Below are 18,178 nucleotides of genomic sequence, written 5' to 3' on the forward strand. Positions count from 1 at the left end.
AATTGATAATCATTATCATGTACGAGTGAATAGGAGAGAATCTTTGTGAAAAACCGATCTGGATTTCTTTTGATATCCTTAGCCATTCTCATGCTTTTTACAGCTGCTTGCGGCAGCACTTCAAATAAAAAATCTGGTGCCAACCAGGATGACACAATCACCTATCAGGATGTGAAAGGTGAAGTCAAACTCCCTAAAGATCCAAAACGAATTGTGCTTCTGGCAGAAAGCTACTATGGAGACCTCGTGACACTTGACAAGACGCCAATTGCTGCAACGGCACCCATCTTTAAAAACCCTTTCTATAAAGGCAAAACGGATGGTGTCAAAAACCTTGGAACAACCCCTTCTGTCGAAAAGGTCGCCGCTTTGAATCCAGATATGATTATTGCTTGGGGAGAAGACGAAAAATTTGATCAATACAAAAAAATTGCGCCAACCGTTGCCATTAAATACAATCAATATTCCTTTAAAGATCAACTAAAAGAATTCGGTAAAATGACAGGTACACCGAAAAAAGCAGCAGAATGGATCACAAAATGGGATACCAAAATAGCTGAGATTAAGCCTAAAGTAACAAAAGCGGTCGGCAGTAAAACCGTTTCAATCGTGTCACCTTTTGATAAAGGGATCTATATCTTTGGAAACACCTTTGCACGCGGAGGCGAAATTATTTATGATGAGCTGAAATTACGTGCGCCAAAGGCAGTTAAAAAAGATGCCATCGACAGCGGCGTCGGCTATGCAAACATTTCCCTTGAAAAGCTGCCAGAATACGCAGGCGACTATATTTTCACTAGTCCATGGAGCGGGTCAAAAAGTAAAGGAGACCAGGTGTATGAAAGCAGCATTTGGGCATCACTTCCTGCTGTACAAAATAAACACGTATTTGAAATCGACCCTGTCGGTTACTTCTTTAATGACCCAGTTTCATTAGAAGGACAGCTTGAGTTTATTGTGGACCGATTAACATCTGCATCATAAAAAAACGTTTCTCCATATGTGGAGAAACGTTTCCCTTATTCCGTTCCTTTGGCAAATCCTTTTGACATGAATGGATAAAGCAAAATACCTACTAAGAACAGACCGATGCCAAGTCCAAATGTTTTCAAATCAGCTGTTCCTGAAATAATGACCCAAGCGGAATACCCCATCGCAACAAGCGCAATGATTCCGTCTCTTGTTCGCTTCCCTTTTTGAAGATCATACGTGTCACCTTGCATGATGACTTTAAAACTATAGATCGAAGACACAATATACGGAATGAGATACGCAAGTGTCGCTGATGTCGTTAAAAAGGTAAAAGCTTCATTAATCGTACGAGACATCACTGAGAAAATAAACAGCTGTGACATGATATTTGTAACCGTTAAAGCAAAAACAGGACTGCCTTTTTTGTTTGTTTTTGCAAATACTGCCGGGAAATCGCCAGCCTTTGCTGCTTGGTATGGTACTTCTGAACCAAGTAAGATCCAGCCAAGCATCGAGCCAAATAAACAAATAATCGCAAGCAATGCCATCACAATTCCACCAGCCGGTCCAATAATAAGCTGAAGCACGTCTACGAATGGTTTATCTGAGCCTTGCAACTGATCGTGCGGTAGGACGCCCATTGTAATCAAAGTAATAACCATGTAGATAGAAAGTGCAATTAAAAGACCTGTAATCGTTGCACGTTTCACATCGCGCTGCGAGGACGCTCTTCCTGATAAAATGACAGCAGATTCGATGCCAATAAATGCCCATAGTGTGGAAATGGCCGCATGATGAATTTGGCCTCCAAGTCCGAGCATTCCTTCGCCTTCTGCTGCAACTGGGAAGTAATAATGTTCAAATAATGCCGTTTGGAATGCAAATAATCCCGCAACAATAAAAAGGACGAATCCAAGTACCTTTGAAAAGGTTGTAATAAAGTTTAATTTACTTGCAGCACTTAAGCTTGTAATTAAGATCGTATGTGTTCCCCAAAGAAGAATGGTACATACAATAAACGTTGTCAGCTGACCAAGTGTGATCGCTTCTTTACCAAAGGTGAAAATCTCCGTCTTCACTGTGAGAATTGGGAAAAATGTCGTTAAATAACCGGCAAGACTTGTAATAATCGCGACATTACTAATCCAGCTTGCTACCCAATATCCCCAAACCATTGTAAAACCGGCTGCTTTCCCCTTTTTCGGATCGTTAAAAAGTGCTCTTGCATAACTTTGTGGTCCTGCCGTTAGCTGCGGCTTATGAATGGACAAATGCCCAAAAACAAGTGCAATCATCAGCACACCGCCACCTGTGACAAGCCATGCCATCGTCACACCTAAAGGACTCGCATGCTGGGCAAGCGTACTTGGCAGCATAAAGATGCCTGAACCTACCATATTTCCGACGACAAAAGCCGTCAATAACCAAAAACCCCATTTTTTTGTCTGTTCCATTTCCGTACCTCCGTTATATTCACTTCGGACCAGACCCGGCATTATCTTCATTGATATATTTGTGAAGCAATGACTTGTATTCTTTATGTTCATTATGGGTCACTTTCTTAACAGCATACCCTTATCTTCGGTACTCAGAACATAAAAAAAAGCCTGAACAACAGTCCATGCTTTTCAAAACATACACCTTGATCTCCGGATAGCCCTCCACGCTTCAAAGACGTGGCAGTCCTGCATTTATTCAATGCAGACCCAGCATAAAGAAAGTTGGAGCTCTCTCTACACTTCGGCGCTGATGCCTTTTTTCTCATGATCTTCGATTCCATCTCTCCCATGAGTGACTCATCATCCGCGCAACCTCTACCTCACTGAGACATAGCGTGAGGATTTCTATTCATTTTTACTACACGAAGGTTATCAAACATTCTCACTTCTGTCAAAGGGTAAAACATAGAAAAAGGGCAGAGATTCTTTTCTCTGCCCTATACCTGCTTATTGATCATTGTTTTTCTTCTTTTGTACAGCTTCCTGAAGCGGATCGCCTGCTAGCTCTTTGCTTGCTTCTTCTAACAGCTGATCTACTTGCTTGTGGTCTTTCTCGCTTTTCGCCTTTTTATCCTTTTGGAAAAATGACATCGCTGTTTCCTCCCTTTTCATAAAATGCGGTTGCCTGTTTAATTTGTGCTACAGTGCGCCGCATTATACAAAGTGGAAAGGCTCAATCATCATGAAAGGTCTGTCTCATTTTTTGCAGGTACGTCAAAAAGGTCTTTAAGTCTTCCTTTGTGAAGTCTGACATCATATGCTGAATCACCTTTCCGAAAAGACGTGTATGCTTCTCATAAATCGCCTTCCCTTTTTCGGTGGCTTCTAATCGGACGAGCGAGGGGTCGTCTTTGTCCCGTTCTCTCTGAATATAGCCCTGCTCACATAATTTATTGAGTGCAATGGAGGCTGCACCTGGGTTTAAAGAGAGTCTTTGTTTCAGCTCTTCGGCATGTGATACTTTGCCTTGTATCAAAATAGAAAGAGCATATATCTGCGGAGGCGTGATGTCTTTTTCTAACTCAAGTAACTTGCGGTTTAATTTACGGCTGACTTCATAATGTACAAGAACAATTTCTTTTAAAATGTCTGCATTACCCATCCGAATCGCATCCTTATCGTTAGTATCAACATGACTTCCCCCTTATTATAGAATGTTTTTCCAATCAGCCAACCCTTTTGTCCTCTTTTTCTTTAGAAATAAGCCTTGCTGAATGAATTCACCCTTGATATAGTGGGTACTTGAACAAAAGATAGAACAGGAGTACGCATCATGACAGGAAAAACACACATTATGGGCGGAATCGCCGCCTCAACAGCCGTCGCCTACTACTACGGATTCGACCCAGTCATCATGGCTGCAGCTGGATCAGCAGGTGCTTTGATCCCCGACCTTTGCCATACAAAAAGTAAAATCGGTAGAAAATTTCCGCTGCTCTCAGCAATGATCAGCAGCGTATTCGGTCATCGCACGTTCACTCACAGTTTATTATTTCTGCTGATCATTTATTTTCTCGCGACAACATACATACCAAATGACAGCCTAAGTATCGGTTTACTAGTTGGAATGACGAGCCACCTTATCCTTGATGCTGGAACAGTAAACGGCATTAAATTTTTATTTCCAGCTTCCATTAAAGTGCGTCTCCCCTTCTATGTCAAAACAGGCAGCACAGGAGAACAAGTCGTACTAGCTGCTCTCACTGTCGTCACCTGCTATTACATCGCCGTCATTTGCGGCATATCTATCCCCATTCAGTTCTAACAGAATAAAAAAGAGTTTTGCGAAAAAAATAAGATATGAATTGATCATTCCTCATTTTTTTAGTAGGTTTAAGATAAGTGTTTTTGCCTTGCAGCTGAATACAGAATGATGAGGAGATACATAAATGAAAGCGTTTTTCAAAAATCACTGGTTTTTAGTGTATTCCATCCTCTTCATGTGGATGAAAACATACATCATTTATCAACTAGGTTTTCACATACGAACGGCCAATCTGTTTCATGAATGGCTGCTTTTGATCAATCCACTTAGCTTTCTACTCCCTTTGTTTGGGATAGCTCTTTTTTTAAATGAAACCAAACAAAAGGTTTTTTTATTGACTGCAAATTTTATTCTTACGGCGATTCTTATATCGAATACGATCTTTTATGGTTTTTACATTGATTTCATTACCATTCCCGTGCTATTCCAAGCGAAGAACATGGGAGATATGGGCAGCAGTATGACGGAATTATTCCACCCGCTCTTTGTGCTGATGCTCGTTGATTTTGTCGTACTTGCTTGGCTGCTCAAGCGCAAACCATTAGCCCCAAAAGCGTCATACAAGACGATCAAAACATATTATGCGATCTGCTGCAGCTTCCTATTGTTTCATGTCAGCTCAGCTATGATGGATCACCCTCGATTTCTGACAAGCTCTTATGATCGTGAAGTCATTGTCAGAAACCTCGGGCTGTTCCAATTCCATCTTTACGACGGTGCTGCCCAAACGGCACGCATTGGACAAAAGGCTTTTGCAGATGAAGATACGCTTTCTACTGTAGCAAACTACACAAAGGCTGATTACAGCGCACCAAACGAAGAGTACTTCGGACTTGCTAAAGGCAAGAACGTTGTGTTCATTTCACTTGAATCCACGCAGCAATTTGTCATGAATCAAAAGGTAAATGGACAATATATCACTCCCTTTTTAAATCAATTGGCTAAAAAGAGTTTTTATTTTGATGAATTTTATCAGCAGACAGAGCAGGGGAAGACGTCCGATTCAGAGTTTATTGTCGCGAATTCCCTCTATCCTTCTAGCAGCGGCGCTGTCTTTTTCACAGCGAGTGATAATGAATATGATACGTTATACAAGCAGTTGAAAAAGGAAAACTATCAATCCGTCCAATTTCATGCGAATAATAAAACGTTTTGGAATCGTGATGTAATGTATGAATCTCTAGGAATTGATCGTTTTTATGATGTCGATTCATATCATGTCAATGAACGGAATTCCACTGGCTGGGGCTTAAAGGATATCGACTTCTTTGATCAATCCATTGATTATTTAAAAAAGTTGAAGCAGCCTTATTACAGTACGTTTATTACTTTGACCAATCATTTTCCATTTGAAATTGACCCGAAGGATCAGTTTATTGATGAATATGATTCGTCCAGTACCATCTTAAACCGCTATGTGACGACCGTCCGCTATCAAGATGAAGCGATTAAGATGTTTTTTGACCGTATGAAAGAAGAAGGATTGTATAACAATACGATGTTTGTCCTCATGGGTGACCATTATGGCATCTCTGAGGCACATCATGAGGCAATGGCACAGCTACTCAATCAAGAGGAAATCACACCGTTTGATGCGGTCAAACTGCAGCGTGTTCCGTTTTTGATTTACATTCCTGGTGTCACGGACCAAGCACCGCAGACGATTTCTGAAACAGCTGGTCAAATGGACGTCAAGCCGACACTTCTTCACTTACTAGGGATTGAAACGAAGGATTCCATTCAATTCGGCAATGATTTATTTTCAAATGAACGGACGCCTTTCGCTGTTCTGAGAAACGGTAACTTTATTACAGATGATTATCTCTATACAAAAAACACCTGCTATGATCAAAAAACAAAAGAACCCGTGAAGCAGGATGAGGTATGTCAGCCTTATATCGAAAAAGCCAATAAAGAGCTCTCCTTATCAGACAAGGTGATCAATGGGAATTTGCTGCGTTTTTATCAGCAGTAAACAGGATAAAACGATCTCCTTAGTCGTCACGCTGAAAGTCGCCATTTGGCGGCTTTTTCTTTTCTCTTTTTATTGAAAGCCTATGAATGCTCAAATAAGTTTGCTTATAATAAAGGGAACTACATGATATTGAATGATAAGAGGTGTGAACATGAAGTATATATTCTTAGCCTTCATCTCCATATGTTTGCTTCTGAGTGGATGCCAAACAGAGATGAAGCCATCTAATTCGAATAAAAAAACAGAGCTTGTGATTTCAGCAGCGGCAAGTCTTCAGGATGCACTAAAGGAAATTGAAGCCTCCTTTCACAAACAGCATCCACATGTGACATTAACGAATAACTTCGGATCATCCGGCGCATTGAAGCAGCAAATCGCTCAAGGAGCAAAAGCGGATCTCTTTTTCTCAGCAGCTGAAGAGCCCTTCAATAAACTTGTTCAATCTGGAGACATTGACCGAGAATATATCAAGGACGCCATACAAAATGAGCTAGTCCTTATTGTGCCAAAAGATGGCTCTTCCTCTATTAAAAGCTTTCAAGACGTCCAGCACGTAAAAGGAAAGATCGCTCTTGGCACACCTGAATCGGTTCCTGCTGGTACATATGGCAAAGAGATTTTCACAAAACTGAATATATGGGATCAAGTGAAAAAGAATGCTGTCTATGCCAAAGATGTACGGCAAGTTTTAAGCTACGTTGAAACTGGAAATGTCGAAGCAGGTGTTGTGTATAAAACAGACGCCCTCGTTTCTAAAAAAGTAAAGATTGCAGCTGAAGCAAATTCGGACATGCACTCCCCGGTTATATATCCAGTAGGGATTGTCAAAGGGACAAATCATCTTACGGAAGCCAAAGCCTTTTTTCAATTTCTTCAATCTGATAAAGCCACATCCATTTTTAAGAAATACGGCTTTCAAGTGTCGTAATGCCTATGCTGACTGAAGACTTTCTATCACCCATTTGGCTGTCCGTGCAAGTGGCTATCGTCAGCGGGCTGTTGGCCACTGTCTTTGGCACAACGATTGGCTTCTGGATGGCGCGAACAACTTTTAAAGGGAAAATGCTTGTGGAAACGCTCCTGATGATGCCGCTCGTTCTCCCGCCAACAGTCGTTGGCTTTTTATTGCTCGTCGTATTCGGAAAGCATAGTGTAATAGGGGGCGCGATTGAATGGATCTTCCATCAGCCGGTCATTTTCACATGGTGGGCAGCGGTCATTGCTTCGACAGTCGTGGCATTCCCGCTCATGTATCAATCAGCAAAGGCGGGCTTTTCTACAATTGAGTCAGATATTGAAGGGGCTGCAAAAGTAGATGGTGCTCATTCATTCCAAGTCTTTGCCTATATTACGGTACCTCTTGCCCTTCCATCCCTCTTGTCAGGCAGCATCCTTAGCTTTGCAAGAGCCCTTGGTGAATTCGGAGCGACCTTAATGTTTGCCGGCAACATCCCAGGAAAAACCCAAACACTCCCAACCGCTATTTATGTGGCGATTGATTCTGGACGCATGGAGCTTGCTTGGGCGTGGACGATCTGTATTGTGATCTTATCTTTTATTATGCTTTTGGCTGTGCGTAGAAGTAGTACGTAAAAAAATCCCCTTTCTCACGTGAGAAAGAGGATTTTTTCATTTATTCAAACCCAACCGTCATCGTCTCAGGATTAGAGCCGACGCGCTCGTTATTGTTTAATGCATCAATTTTTTCCATGTCTTCTTTTGTTAGTTCGAAATCAAAAATATCTGCATTTTGTTTAATGCGTTCTTCGTTGATTGATTTAGGAATCGTCACGACGCCGCTTTGCAGATCCCAGCGCAAGATGACCTGAGCAACAGATTTGTTGTAGCGTGCAGCCATGTCCTTTAATACGTCATGATCTAATAGCTTTCCTTGCATGAGCGGAGACCACGCTTCAATTTGAATGCCTTTTTCTTTTGCGTATTGACGCAGTTCGACAAGTGTCAGTTTCGGATGAAATTCAACTTGGTTCACGGCTGGAACAACTTCAGCATCTTTTAATAGCTCTTCTAAATGCTGAATGTAGAAGTTGCTGACGCCAATGGCTCTCACTTTCCCATCCTTGTAAAGCTTCTCAAGCGCACGCCATGTGTCTTTAAATGTTTCTGCATTTGGGCCAGGCCAATGAATCAAATAGAGGTCTAAGTAATCAAGACCTAATCGATTTAAGCTTGCGTCAAATGCAGCCAGCGCTTTGTCATAGCCTTGATCCGTATTCCATACTTTAGACGTAATGAACAAATCTTCTCGTTTCACGCCAGATTCTTTAATTGCTTTGCCTACGCCTGTCTCATTTTTATAAACGGCAGCCGTATCAATACTGCGGTATCCGTTGCGTATGGCTGCTTTTACGGCATCTACCACTTGATTGCCGTCCTCCACTTTGAATACACCTAAACCAAACCAAGGCATTTCCACTCCGTTATTCAGTGTTACGGTATCATTCAAGCTTTTAACCATTTTAACAACCACCTTTTTCATAGATTCCATCTTTTTCATTATCTCACGTTGTCCATTAAAACTCTATTATCAGGCGTTTTTCTTCGCTTCGATGGCTAACAGCAAAGCACCTGTCATGCCGGCCTTGTCCTCAAGTCCAGGAGAGACAATGTATGTATCAAGCGGCGGCAGGTCTACATAATCATTGAGATACGCAGCAAGCTTCTCTCGAATTAATGGAAACAGCTGTTTTTGCTTCATGACGCCCCCGCCCATAATGATGCGCTCTGGGCTTAAAATGAGGGAGTACTGCATCAGCGCCTGCGCCAAATAATCGGCTTCAAGTGCCCAAACTGATTTTTCCTCCGTAAGCTCTTTAGCAGATTTCCCCCATCTTTTCTCAATCGCTGGTCCAGCTGCCAGTCCTTCTAAACACGTCCCATGCGCTGGGCAGACTCCTTCAAATACGTCTGATTCATGCTGCCTGACAAGGATATGCCCCATTTCTGGATGCGAATGACCATGAAGAAGCTCGTTTTTTACAACAGCGCCAGCACCGATACCCGTACCGACCGTGATATACATACAGCTATTCAGCCCTTTGGCTGCTCCTTTTGTTAATTCACCTAAGGCTGCCGCATTTACATCTGTTGTAAAAGCTACTGGGACTTCTAATTGCTTCTCTAGCTCTGGGATGAACGGGTAATGCTTCCACTCTACTTTCGGCGTGTTCATGATATAACCGTAAGAAGGGTCGTCCTTTTGGATACAAATCGGTCCAAAGGAGCCGACCCCTAATGCTTCAATGTCATGCTGCTCGAAAAATGGCATGAGCTTTTGTAATGTTTTTTCTGGGTGCTCTGTAGGAATTGTCATTTCTTCGAGAATATCCCCGTGCTCATTGCCAATTGCACAACAAAACTTTGTACCGCCAGCTTCAATTGCTCCATAATACGCCATCATTGATCTCCCCCTGCTTGTTCTCTTTCTTCATCATAAAACATAGGGAAAAAGATAACAACATTACGTGTTGGTCAGGAGAACAGCTTCCATATCATTGATATACTCCCTTAGATGATGGGCAATATCACGATTGATTTCACCATTTTCATACAAAGTTTGAATTTCATTTCGAATCGTCTGTACAGCTTGGAAGTTAAGCTCTTTTTTCTTCCGGTCAAACGAACGGTCTTTTTGCTGAAAGAAGCTTGGACCGTGTTCACATCGATAAATGACTTGGTTGTAAAAGCCAATCACTTGGTGACATGTTTGTTTATTTTCATCGGTCATATGCTGTTTGATCGAGTCCACAGCAGCCTCTGCCGTTTTCTTACGGATTTGCTTGTACGAGTCTTCGTTTTCTAAAATACCGCTGGAAACGAGCTGATTCGGTCGCCATAATTGAAGCCATTGAAGCAAGCGCAGGAACTTCACTTTTGAAAAACGAATTTTGAAGGAGTTTGAATACAGCATTTCCAGCTCATGAAATCTCTCCTGCAACTCATAGGCTTCTTCTTTATCTAATTTCTCTTCATCAATTAATTGCTGAAGCTTCATTTGTTCTGCTTTAATTCCATGCAATCTGATCTTTCGTTCCTGTCTTCTCATCCCGAATTGGTACGGCTCACGCTGGATATTACGCAGCTTCATTCGGTAATCATTAATGAGTGCTAGAGACACTTCCCTGTTGTCTTCATTCATTCCTTCTCTTAAGGTTTTAATGGCACTTCTCAGCAGCTTCCGTTTCGCATGCTGAACCTTTGTATCCAAATCCACGGCAATTTGTTTGTCTTTTTTCTCAGATAAAAGAGGCAATAATACACTAGCTAAAATGAGTGTACATAAAATGACGCCTGCTGCGAGGAAAATAATCAAATGCCGCTCGGGGAATGGTGATCCGTCCGCAAGCGTAAATGGGATTGAGAAGGCACCAGCTAAAGTGACAGCACCACGAACACCAGAGAATGTCATCAGCATCGAAGCACGCAGCTTCGGTTTTTTCACATTCTGCTTTTTCGTTACACTCCAGTTACCTGCCCAGAAGAGCCATACCCATAAGAATCTCAGGATCATGAGACACAGCGTGATGATTAAGATGTAACTGATGACCTGCATATTATTAAACGCTTCATCCTGGAAAATCACTGTCGATACATCAGGAATCTGCAATCCAAGAATAACGAAAACAAGTCCGTTTAAAATAAATAAAATAATATTCCATGTGTTTGATGAAGCAATTTGCAGTTTGGCTAAATTTGCTTCCATTCGATCCTGCTCAATAGCGTGTGTCACACCGCCAGCAACAACGGCTAAAATACCGGATACACCAATTTCTTCAGCTGCTAAATAGATGACAAATGGTGTAAGGATTTGCAGAATGATATGCATCGTGACATCGTCCATTCCTAAACGGCGGAGAAAATAGCGAAAACGAATGATAAAAAAGGATAGAATAAATCCAGTCAATAGACCACCTGCGGCAATCAGGACAAAGCTAAAGGATGCCTCAGCAATTGAAAAAGCGCCAGTTACTGTTGCTGCAATGGCAAATTTAAAGGCGACAAGTCCTGATGCATCGTTCATCAATCCCTCGCCTTCCAGCAGTCTCATGATGCCCTTTGGCATATTCACACGGCTGGAAAGTGCACTGACTGCTACCACATCTGTCGGTGATAAAATCGCTGCAAGCGCAAATGCGGCTGGAAGTGGTATGCTTGGGATCATCCAATGGATGGTATATCCCGCGACAATGACTGTCGCAAAGACTAACCCTAGGGCTAACAGAAGAATCGGCGCTCTTAATTTCCACAGCTCGTCCCTTGGGGTACGCTTCCCGTCATTAAATAACAGCGGTGCAATGAATAAAACGAAGAATAGTTCAGGATTTAAAGAAATATGTAAACCTGAAGGAAAAGCTGCCACCAGTATTCCTAAGCCCACTTGAATTAACGGGACTGGAATAAAGGGGACAAAACGATTGATAATATTAGATGATGCAATGAGTGCAAGTAGTACGAGCACTGCCAAAAAAATCTCCACTAGTACGTGTCCCTCCTATTTTCATTTTTTCGTCAAGTTTTGCTTACATGCAAAGATGTGTTCATTTCGAGTTGATTCATCCGTCCGATCATAGAAGCTTCTTTAGTATTCCGCAAAATGTGAAACCAACACATAACAATCCATCTAGGCAAAAAAAGGCTGAATCCAGATATTCAGCCAGCTGACAAAATTTTCATCATATGTATTGTTCCAATGATGAACAAAAAGACCCTGCTTTTATTTTACACGAAAACTCCATTACCTGCTGACATCCAGCTCGTTTCAAACACAAAAAAAAGAGCGAAATCGCTCTTTTCTCGTTTTACCCTTTATTTAAAAAATAAGACCTAGCGGGAAGCCGCCATTTGAATAGATAGGAACAAACCCTGCATACGACGAGGATGAGAAACAGCAAATACAAAGCAATCTCTCCTTGTGCTAAACCGAGTCCTACGAGTAAGCCGCCAAGTGCTGCCCAGACTGCGTAAATCTCCGCTTTTAGCACAAGCGGCTTTCGCCCTGCCAATAAATCACGCACAATTCCGCCACCGCTTCCAGTCAGAATGGCTGCCACAATGACCGCACTGAGCGGAAGCTCTCTTTGCACAGCAAATAATGCACCTTGAATCGCAAACGCTGCTAAGCCAATCGCATCCGAGAAATTCCCCCATGTGCTCCAGTGCTTGAGCAAAAGCTTTGGAAAAAGAAACACAATCGTAATGGATACAAGAGCAATGGTAAACATCTTGCCCTGTGACCATAAAGCAGACACCGGAAGACCGATTAATAGATTCCGAATCGCTCCACCGCCAAATGCTGTCACAATCCCTAAAATGTACACACCAAGAATATCGTACTCTTCCTCCATTGCCACTATCGCACCACTAATGGCGAACGCGATAATACCAATGATACTTAAGACTTCCCATGCCATTTTCCGCTTATCTCCTTACATGATCTGATCATCTAACACTACTCCCTTAATGTATATCTGACATAAGCGAAAAGCAATACAAATTTTCTTTAAATTTTATCTTTTTGCAAAAATAAAAAATAGCCCGCTAAAAAGCAGGCTATCTCTCAATCTTCTTTTGCATTTAACAGCAGCATACTGATGATAATCAGAATAAATGCAATAAGTGCTAATAGCGGAATGGTGATAAAACCAAACCAGTTCAAATAATCAACAGAACAAGGAATACCGCTGAGGCAAGGGCGAATCGACGCAAAGCCTGGGATCTTTTGTTCCATATAATGATAGATGGAAAAGCCAGCACCGATTACAGCTAAAGGCAGTACGTAATACTTCACTTTGACATCACCCCGGAACGTAGCAATTCCAAGTAAAAGCACGAGCGGGTACATGAAAATACGCTGGAACCAGCACATATCGCATGGAATAAACTTTTTGATTTCACTTAAATACAGGCTGCTCATCGTCGCAACGATCGAGACAATCCAAGCACTGTACAAGTAAATAAGCTTATTCTTCATGATTTCTTCCCTTTAAGCTCTTGATCAATTAATTCTTTGATTTCATCATAGTCATAGAAGTTTTGAACTTGTTTATTGTTAATGAAAATCGTTGGTGTTGAATTCACTTTGTATTTGTTCACAAGCTGATCGTCTGTGTTCAGCTGCGGCTGATACGTTTTCTTTGATAGGTTATCTTTGAGTTTGTCCGTATCAATTTTTGTTGTCTTTTTCGCTAATTCAGTCAGCTTAGCAGGCGTAACCCATTCTGCTTCACTATCTGGCTGTGCTTGATAGACAGCTTCATGGAATGCCCAGAAGTTTTTTGGATCTTCTTTCCATACTTCTTCAGAAGCTAGTGCTGCTAACACTGCGCCATCTCCATGAACAGGCAGTGGCAAGTTAATAAATGAAAATGATACATCGCCTTTATCTATGTAGTCTGCTTTCAGTTTTGGGAAAATGTCTGTTTCGAATGATTTACATGACGGACATTTGTAGTCCCCAAACTCGACAATTTGCACCGCTGCATCTTTGTCTCCTATGACAGGCTGTCCTTTAATCGAAGGCTTACTGTCAACTGTTTGTGCTTCTTGGCTGTTCTTGTTTCCAATCACAACAAATATACCGATGAGAAGAGCTGCGATGATGGTTAAAATGACAGCAAATTTAATGGATGAAGATTGATTATTTTTCTTACTCACATAAGCACCTACCTTATCTTTTTCATTCCTTTTAAAAAAGAAAAAGGATAATAGCTTAGAAAAATGCCATTATCCAACTTCTTCTATTTTAACAAGAGGGGGTCCATTATGAAAGATGGTATTCATGAAATTTTCCTTACAATTTTATTTCATGACCCTCATCGCATTTAAAACAGCGAGTACGGTGACACCGACATCCGAGAAGACGGCTTCCCACATCGTCGCAATTCCGAATGCTCCGAGTAATAGGAAAACGCCTTTGACACCAAGGGCAAATGCGATATTCTGCCAGACAATCCTTCTTGTTCGTTTTGCGACAGCGATGGCTTCTGCTACCTTTGATGGCTGGTCCGTCATGATGACGATATCAGCCGCTTCGACAGCTGCATCTGAACCAAGCCCGCCCATTGCAATTCCTATGTCTGCTCTTGCTAATACCGGTGTATCATTAATGCCGTCCCCAACAAATAATAGCTTTTCTTGAGGCGCTTTTTTCTGATCAATTTCTTCTAATTTCGTTACTTTGTCCTGCGGTAATAATTCTGCATGTACTTCATCAATGCCAATTTGCTTAGCGACCGCCGTTCCGACTTGCTTAGCATCACCAGTGAGCATGACGGTTTGAATACCAGACGCCTTTAGAGCAGAAACGGCTTCGATTGCATCGTCCTTTAATTCATCTGCGATCAAGATTGATCCGGCAAACTCACCGTTAATTGCCATGTACACAACGGTTCCGCTTCTTTTTTCTTTTTCATACGCAATGTCTTCTCGCTCCATCAGGCGGTGATTTCCCGCTAAGACGTGAGAACCGCTGATGGTCGCTTTAATTCCATGTCCCGCGATATCCTCATAAGCTTCGATCTGGCTTTCATCAAGCGGTGAGCTATATGCCGCTTTAATCGATTCTGCAATAGGGTGAGAGGAATGGGCTTCTGCTAGTGCTGCAAAAGAAAGCAGCTCTTCTTCTGACCACTTGTCACTGGCTGTGGCAATATTGGTCACTGTAAAGTTTCCTTTTGTAAGCGTGCCCGTCTTATCAAATACCGCATATTTCACAGAATTCAATGCTTCTAAATAGTTACTGCCTTTGACAAGGATGCCTCGTTTAGACGCTGCCCCAATCCCCCCGAAAAATCCTAATGGAATGGATACAACAAGAGCACAAGGACAAGAGATCACGAGAAAGACAAGTGCCCGGTACACCCAATCAGACAATTGTGCTGATGGAATAAGAAGCGGCGGCACAAAGGCAAGCAATAAGGCGAGTACGACGACAGCCGGTGTATAATATTTCGCAAATTTTGTAATGAAATTTTCTGTCTGTGCTTTTCGGCTGCTTGCATTCTCAACCAAATCTAAAATTTTCGTCACAGCCGATTCGCTTAACTCTTTTTGAACTTCAATTTCAAGTATACCGTTTTGATTCACAAATCCTGCAAGAACTTCTTTTCCCGCTTCTACATCCCGCGGCACCGACTCCCCTGTTAATGCGGATGTATCAACAAGCGAGAAGCCCTCAATAACGAGCCCATCCAGCGGAATTTTTTCACCAGGCTTCACGACAATACGGTCACCGGCTTTTACTTCTTCTGGATTCACTTTTTTCGTTTCATTTCCGACTTTTAGATTCGCGTATTCTGGACGTATATTCATTAATTCACTAATTGAACGTCTTGAACGGTTCACTGCCGCCCCTTGGAAGAGCTCTCCAATTTGGTAAAAGAGCATCACTGCCAGTGCCTCTGGATATTGCTGAATCACAAAAGCGCCAACTGTTGCAATGGTCATTAAAAAGTTCTCATCAAATACTTGGCCTCGCACGATATTTTTCAGCGCTTTAAAAACCACATCACCGCCGACTAGTAAATATGCTGCGAAGAACATAAGGAACTTTAATACACCATCTTCAGGTATAAAGAAAGCGGCTGTTCCAATGACTGCACCGCCAATTAATTTCAGCACAATCGTTTTTAAATTTTTCGTCCCGTGATCATGATCGTGATGATGTCCTTCTTCTTTCGGTGATACACTCACATGAGGTTCAATGGACTGAACAGTTTTTTCAATACGCTTTGTCATCGTTTCTTGCTTATCTGCATGCGTCACAGTCAAGGTGCCTGTCGCAAAGTTAACAGAGCAAGCTTCCACTCCATCCATTTTGCTGACTCCTGTTTCTATTTTCCGTGCACAGTTGCCGCAATCAAGACCGCTTAATACGTATTCATCCTTCATCTTTTTCATGTTCTCACCTTTTTCTATATGATAAGTAACGTTCCCTGGATCGATTCAACCTATTAAAAATTAAAAACTTTATATATGAGCATATATTCATATATTGGATTACCCTTATTATATGAGGATTTCTTATCTTCTGTCAATCATTTATGAAGAAATAATTGGTTTTTTGTGTCCCATTCTGTCACACGGATTTTCAATAAACCAAGCTCATGTCCCCCGCTCACCACATAACATAAAAACGATCGTTTGATCTCTGACAGAATAAGTGCAGTTTTTTCTCTTTACAAAAGAAGGACAGACGCTTAGAATGAAATAAAAGTTTCCTCAAGGAAACAAATTAGCGTTAGAGAATCATTTCATCCTTTAGTCAAAATTATTTAATGTATGCATATATCTTTAGGAAGTGCAATGATGATCGAAAGGGGCCGCAAGAGATGCCAAATGCTTTAACAATCGACCGTCTTCATGTCTCATATCACGGGCAGGATGCTTTAGAGAACATCTCTCTTTCCATACAGGAAGGAACGATGACAGGAATCATAGGTCCAAATGGTGCCGGTAAATCGACTTTACTCAAGGCATGCTTGGATTTAATTGAAAAAGATCAAGGGGATATTCGCTTTTTTGAACAGCCCTTTAAACAAGTTAGAAAACTGATCGCCTATGTACCTCAGAGAAATGATCTAGACTGGACGTTTCCTATTCATGTGCTGGATACCGTCCTACTTGGAACATATCCGAAGCTTGGCCTGATCAAACGTCCAAAAAAAGAAGACCGGGCATATGCGTACCACTGTTTAGAAAAAGTCGGCATGCAGGACTTTGCCAAAAGACAAATTGGTGAGTTATCCGGCGGTCAGCAGCAGCGTGTCTTCCTTGCAAGAGCACTTGCGCAAAACGCACAGCTCTTCTGTTTGGATGAACCATTTGTTGGAATTGATATGGCAAGTGAAGAAACGATGATTCGCATTTTGAAGGAATTACGGGATGAAGGAAAAACCATTTTGGTGGTCCATCATGATTTAAGTAAAGCCGATGATTACTTCAGCCATCTCGTTCTGTTAAATAAAAAACTCATCAAAGCTGGACCTGTACACGATATCCTTCGCCCAGAGGTCATGCTGGAGGCATATGAAACGCAGCTACCATTCTTAAAATCAGCAGGAGGAGACGTGTAATGGAATTTTTAACCGGACTCTTTGAATATGCGTTTTTACAAAAAGCATTATTTACATCCGTGATGGTAGGCATTATTTGCGGGGTCATTGGCTGCTTTATCATTTTACGGGGCATGGCCTTGATGGGAGACGCCATATCGCATGCTGTGCTGCCAGGTGTCGCCATCTCTTATATGCTGGGAATTAACTTTTTCTTCGGAGCCGTCTTAACTGGCGTATTAACAGCGATTGGGATCGGATACGTGAGTCAAAACAGCCGCATTAAAAATGACTCTGCGATTGGCATTGTCTTCACCGCTTTTTTCTCAATCGGGATCATCTTGATCACATTTTTGAAAAGTTCCAGCGATTTATATCATATCTTGTTTGGAAACGTTCTAGCTGTTCGATCATCTGATATGTGGATTACGCTTGGCATCGGCATTTTTATCCTGCTGGCCGTCATCATTTTCTACAAAGAATTGCTCATTAGTTCATTTGATCCGGTGATTTCTTCGGTTTACGGTTTACCGAATCGAATGATCCATTATTTTCTCATGACCTTGTTGACCCTTGTGACCGTTGCTTCACTACAAACTGTTGGGATTATTCTTGTCGTTGCCATGCTTATTACGCCGGCAGCCACTGCGTATCTCTTAACAGACCGGCTATGGATTATGATTTATTTATCTGCATTTTTCGGGGCAGTTTCTGCCGTTGCCGGTCTTGGGCTTAGTTTTACGTATAACTTGTCGTCTGGCGCTTCTATCGTGCTAGTTGCGACCATTTTATTCGGGAGTGCCTTTATCCTTTCACCAAAGCAAGGAATTCTATGGAGATCATTAAGATCTAAACGAAAACGAACGCAGCTAAAAAAGGAAGCGTCTATGTAAAA

At 41.8% G+C, this 18,178-nt stretch carries 17 protein-coding genes and 1 riboswitch; of the genes, 7 read left to right on the plus strand and 10 right to left on the minus strand.

Annotated elements, in window-relative coordinates; all coding sequences use genetic code 11:
* Positions 1-45: 45 nt before the first annotated feature.
* Complete coding sequence (locus MHH54_RS15360) at positions 46-984, plus strand: iron-hydroxamate ABC transporter substrate-binding protein (protein ID WP_342500392.1); 939 nt, start codon at positions 46-48, stop codon at positions 982-984.
* A 35-nt stretch (positions 985-1,019) separates the two neighbouring features.
* Here the strand turns inward: MHH54_RS15360 and MHH54_RS15365 are convergent, their stop codons facing one another.
* From MHH54_RS15365 to MHH54_RS15375, 3 genes are all read right to left on the minus strand, one after another.
* Positions 1,020-2,426, minus strand: coding sequence for an amino acid permease (locus MHH54_RS15365; protein ID WP_044140923.1), 1,407 nt, complete (start codon positions 2,424-2,426; stop codon positions 1,020-1,022).
* A gap of 192 nt (positions 2,427-2,618) precedes the next feature.
* Positions 2,619-2,797: riboswitch (Lysine riboswitch) on the minus strand.
* A gap of 121 nt (positions 2,798-2,918) precedes the next feature.
* Entirely contained in the window at positions 2,919-3,062 is a 144-nt protein-coding gene (gene sspJ, locus MHH54_RS15370; RefSeq protein ID WP_003213383.1) for a small acid-soluble spore protein SspJ, read from the minus strand.
* An 82-nt stretch (positions 3,063-3,144) separates the two neighbouring features.
* On the minus strand, positions 3,145-3,573 hold the full coding sequence (locus MHH54_RS15375; RefSeq protein ID WP_342500393.1) for a MarR family transcriptional regulator: 429 nt from the start codon (positions 3,571-3,573) through the stop codon (positions 3,145-3,147).
* Positions 3,574-3,744: 171 nt separating this feature from the next.
* On the opposite strand from MHH54_RS15375, the gene MHH54_RS15380 reads away from it, so the two are divergent.
* The 4 genes from MHH54_RS15380 to modB all read left to right on the plus strand — a co-directional run bounded on the left by MHH54_RS15380 (position 3,745) and on the right by modB (position 7,804).
* Positions 3,745-4,236: a metal-dependent hydrolase gene (locus tag MHH54_RS15380; RefSeq protein ID WP_044140925.1), complete on the plus strand. Its 492-nt coding sequence runs from the start codon at positions 3,745-3,747 to the stop codon at positions 4,234-4,236.
* A 124-nt stretch (positions 4,237-4,360) separates the two neighbouring features.
* Positions 4,361-6,211, plus strand: coding sequence for an LTA synthase family protein (locus MHH54_RS15385; RefSeq protein ID WP_003213307.1), 1,851 nt, complete (start codon positions 4,361-4,363; stop codon positions 6,209-6,211).
* 151 nt (positions 6,212-6,362) lie between these two features.
* Entirely contained in the window at positions 6,363-7,139 is a 777-nt protein-coding gene (gene modA, locus MHH54_RS15390) for a molybdate ABC transporter substrate-binding protein (RefSeq protein WP_137054405.1), read from the plus strand.
* A complete protein-coding gene (gene modB, locus MHH54_RS15395) occupies positions 7,139-7,804 on the plus strand; it encodes a molybdate ABC transporter permease subunit (RefSeq protein WP_342500394.1) in 666 nt (221 codons plus the stop codon). Before modA ends, modB begins: the two co-directional genes overlap by 1 nt.
* 40 nt (positions 7,805-7,844) lie before the next feature.
* Here the strand turns inward: modB and MHH54_RS15400 are convergent, their stop codons facing one another.
* From MHH54_RS15400 to MHH54_RS15430, 7 genes are all read right to left on the minus strand, one after another.
* On the minus strand, positions 7,845-8,690 hold the full coding sequence (locus MHH54_RS15400; protein ID WP_106029320.1) for an aldo/keto reductase: 846 nt from the start codon (positions 8,688-8,690) through the stop codon (positions 7,845-7,847).
* A 69-nt stretch (positions 8,691-8,759) separates the two neighbouring features.
* The gene (locus tag MHH54_RS15405) at positions 8,760-9,629 is read right to left on the minus strand and encodes an ROK family protein (RefSeq protein ID WP_342500395.1); all 870 of its coding nucleotides are present in this window, start codon (positions 9,627-9,629) and stop codon (positions 8,760-8,762) included.
* A 63-nt stretch (positions 9,630-9,692) separates the two neighbouring features.
* The gene (locus tag MHH54_RS15410; protein WP_003212699.1) at positions 9,693-11,708 is read right to left on the minus strand and encodes a Na+/H+ antiporter; all 2,016 of its coding nucleotides are present in this window, start codon (positions 11,706-11,708) and stop codon (positions 9,693-9,695) included.
* A gap of 322 nt (positions 11,709-12,030) precedes the next feature.
* Entirely contained in the window at positions 12,031-12,642 is a 612-nt protein-coding gene (locus tag MHH54_RS15415; RefSeq protein WP_003212961.1) for a trimeric intracellular cation channel family protein, read from the minus strand.
* A gap of 146 nt (positions 12,643-12,788) precedes the next feature.
* Positions 12,789-13,202 (minus strand): disulfide oxidoreductase, encoded by a 414-nt coding sequence (locus tag MHH54_RS15420; protein WP_003212957.1) that lies wholly within the window; start codon positions 13,200-13,202, stop codon positions 12,789-12,791.
* On the minus strand, positions 13,199-13,885 hold the full coding sequence (locus MHH54_RS15425) for a DsbA family protein (protein ID WP_050944130.1): 687 nt from the start codon (positions 13,883-13,885) through the stop codon (positions 13,199-13,201). Before MHH54_RS15425 ends, MHH54_RS15420 begins: the two co-directional genes overlap by 4 nt.
* Before the next feature lie 144 nt (positions 13,886-14,029).
* Positions 14,030-16,129, minus strand: coding sequence for a heavy metal translocating P-type ATPase (locus MHH54_RS15430; protein ID WP_106032210.1), 2,100 nt, complete (start codon positions 16,127-16,129; stop codon positions 14,030-14,032).
* Positions 16,130-16,560: 431 nt separating this feature from the next.
* Between MHH54_RS15430 and MHH54_RS15435 the strand changes: the two genes are divergently transcribed.
* Complete coding sequence (locus tag MHH54_RS15435) at positions 16,561-17,304, plus strand: metal ABC transporter ATP-binding protein (protein ID WP_342500396.1); 744 nt, start codon at positions 16,561-16,563, stop codon at positions 17,302-17,304.
* Positions 17,304-18,176, plus strand: a complete 873-nt coding sequence (locus tag MHH54_RS15440; RefSeq protein ID WP_003212785.1) for a metal ABC transporter permease — start codon at positions 17,304-17,306, stop codon at positions 18,174-18,176. The genes MHH54_RS15435 and MHH54_RS15440 overlap by 1 nt, the downstream gene beginning before the upstream one ends.
* The last annotated feature ends 2 nt before the right edge of the window (positions 18,177-18,178 follow it).

The organism is Bacillus sp. FSL K6-4563 (genome assembly GCF_038630405.1).
Lineage (GTDB): Bacteria > Bacillota > Bacilli > Bacillales > Bacillaceae > Bacillus > Bacillus pumilus.

Excerpts from the sequence above, each read along its gene's own strand:
- MHH54_RS15365 (WP_044140923.1), bottom strand. The coding sequence starts at position 2,426 with ATGGAACAGACAAAAAAATGGGGTTTTTGGTTATTGACGGCTTTTGTC.
- sspJ (WP_003213383.1), bottom strand. The coding sequence starts at position 3,062 with ATGTCATTTTTCCAAAAGGATAAAAAGGCGAAAAGCGAGAAAGACCAC.
- MHH54_RS15375 (WP_342500393.1), bottom strand. The coding sequence starts at position 3,573 with ATGGGTAATGCAGACATTTTAAAAGAAATTGTTCTTGTACATTATGAA.
- MHH54_RS15380 (WP_044140925.1), top strand. The coding sequence starts at position 3,745 with ATGACAGGAAAAACACACATTATGGGCGGAATCGCCGCCTCAACAGCC.
- MHH54_RS15385 (WP_003213307.1), top strand. The coding sequence starts at position 4,361 with ATGAAAGCGTTTTTCAAAAATCACTGGTTTTTAGTGTATTCCATCCTC.
- modA (WP_137054405.1), top strand. The coding sequence starts at position 6,363 with ATGAAGTATATATTCTTAGCCTTCATCTCCATATGTTTGCTTCTGAGT.
- modB (WP_342500394.1), top strand. The coding sequence starts at position 7,139 with ATGCCTATGCTGACTGAAGACTTTCTATCACCCATTTGGCTGTCCGTG.
- MHH54_RS15400 (WP_106029320.1), bottom strand. The coding sequence starts at position 8,690 with ATGGTTAAAAGCTTGAATGATACCGTAACACTGAATAACGGAGTGGAA.
- MHH54_RS15405 (WP_342500395.1), bottom strand. The coding sequence starts at position 9,629 with ATGGCGTATTATGGAGCAATTGAAGCTGGCGGTACAAAGTTTTGTTGT.
- MHH54_RS15415 (WP_003212961.1), bottom strand. The coding sequence starts at position 12,642 with ATGGCATGGGAAGTCTTAAGTATCATTGGTATTATCGCGTTCGCCATT.
- MHH54_RS15420 (WP_003212957.1), bottom strand. The coding sequence starts at position 13,202 with ATGAAGAATAAGCTTATTTACTTGTACAGTGCTTGGATTGTCTCGATC.
- MHH54_RS15430 (WP_106032210.1), bottom strand. The coding sequence starts at position 16,129 with ATGAAAAAGATGAAGGATGAATACGTATTAAGCGGTCTTGATTGCGGC.
- MHH54_RS15435 (WP_342500396.1), top strand. The coding sequence starts at position 16,561 with ATGCCAAATGCTTTAACAATCGACCGTCTTCATGTCTCATATCACGGG.
- MHH54_RS15440 (WP_003212785.1), top strand. The coding sequence starts at position 17,304 with ATGGAATTTTTAACCGGACTCTTTGAATATGCGTTTTTACAAAAAGCA.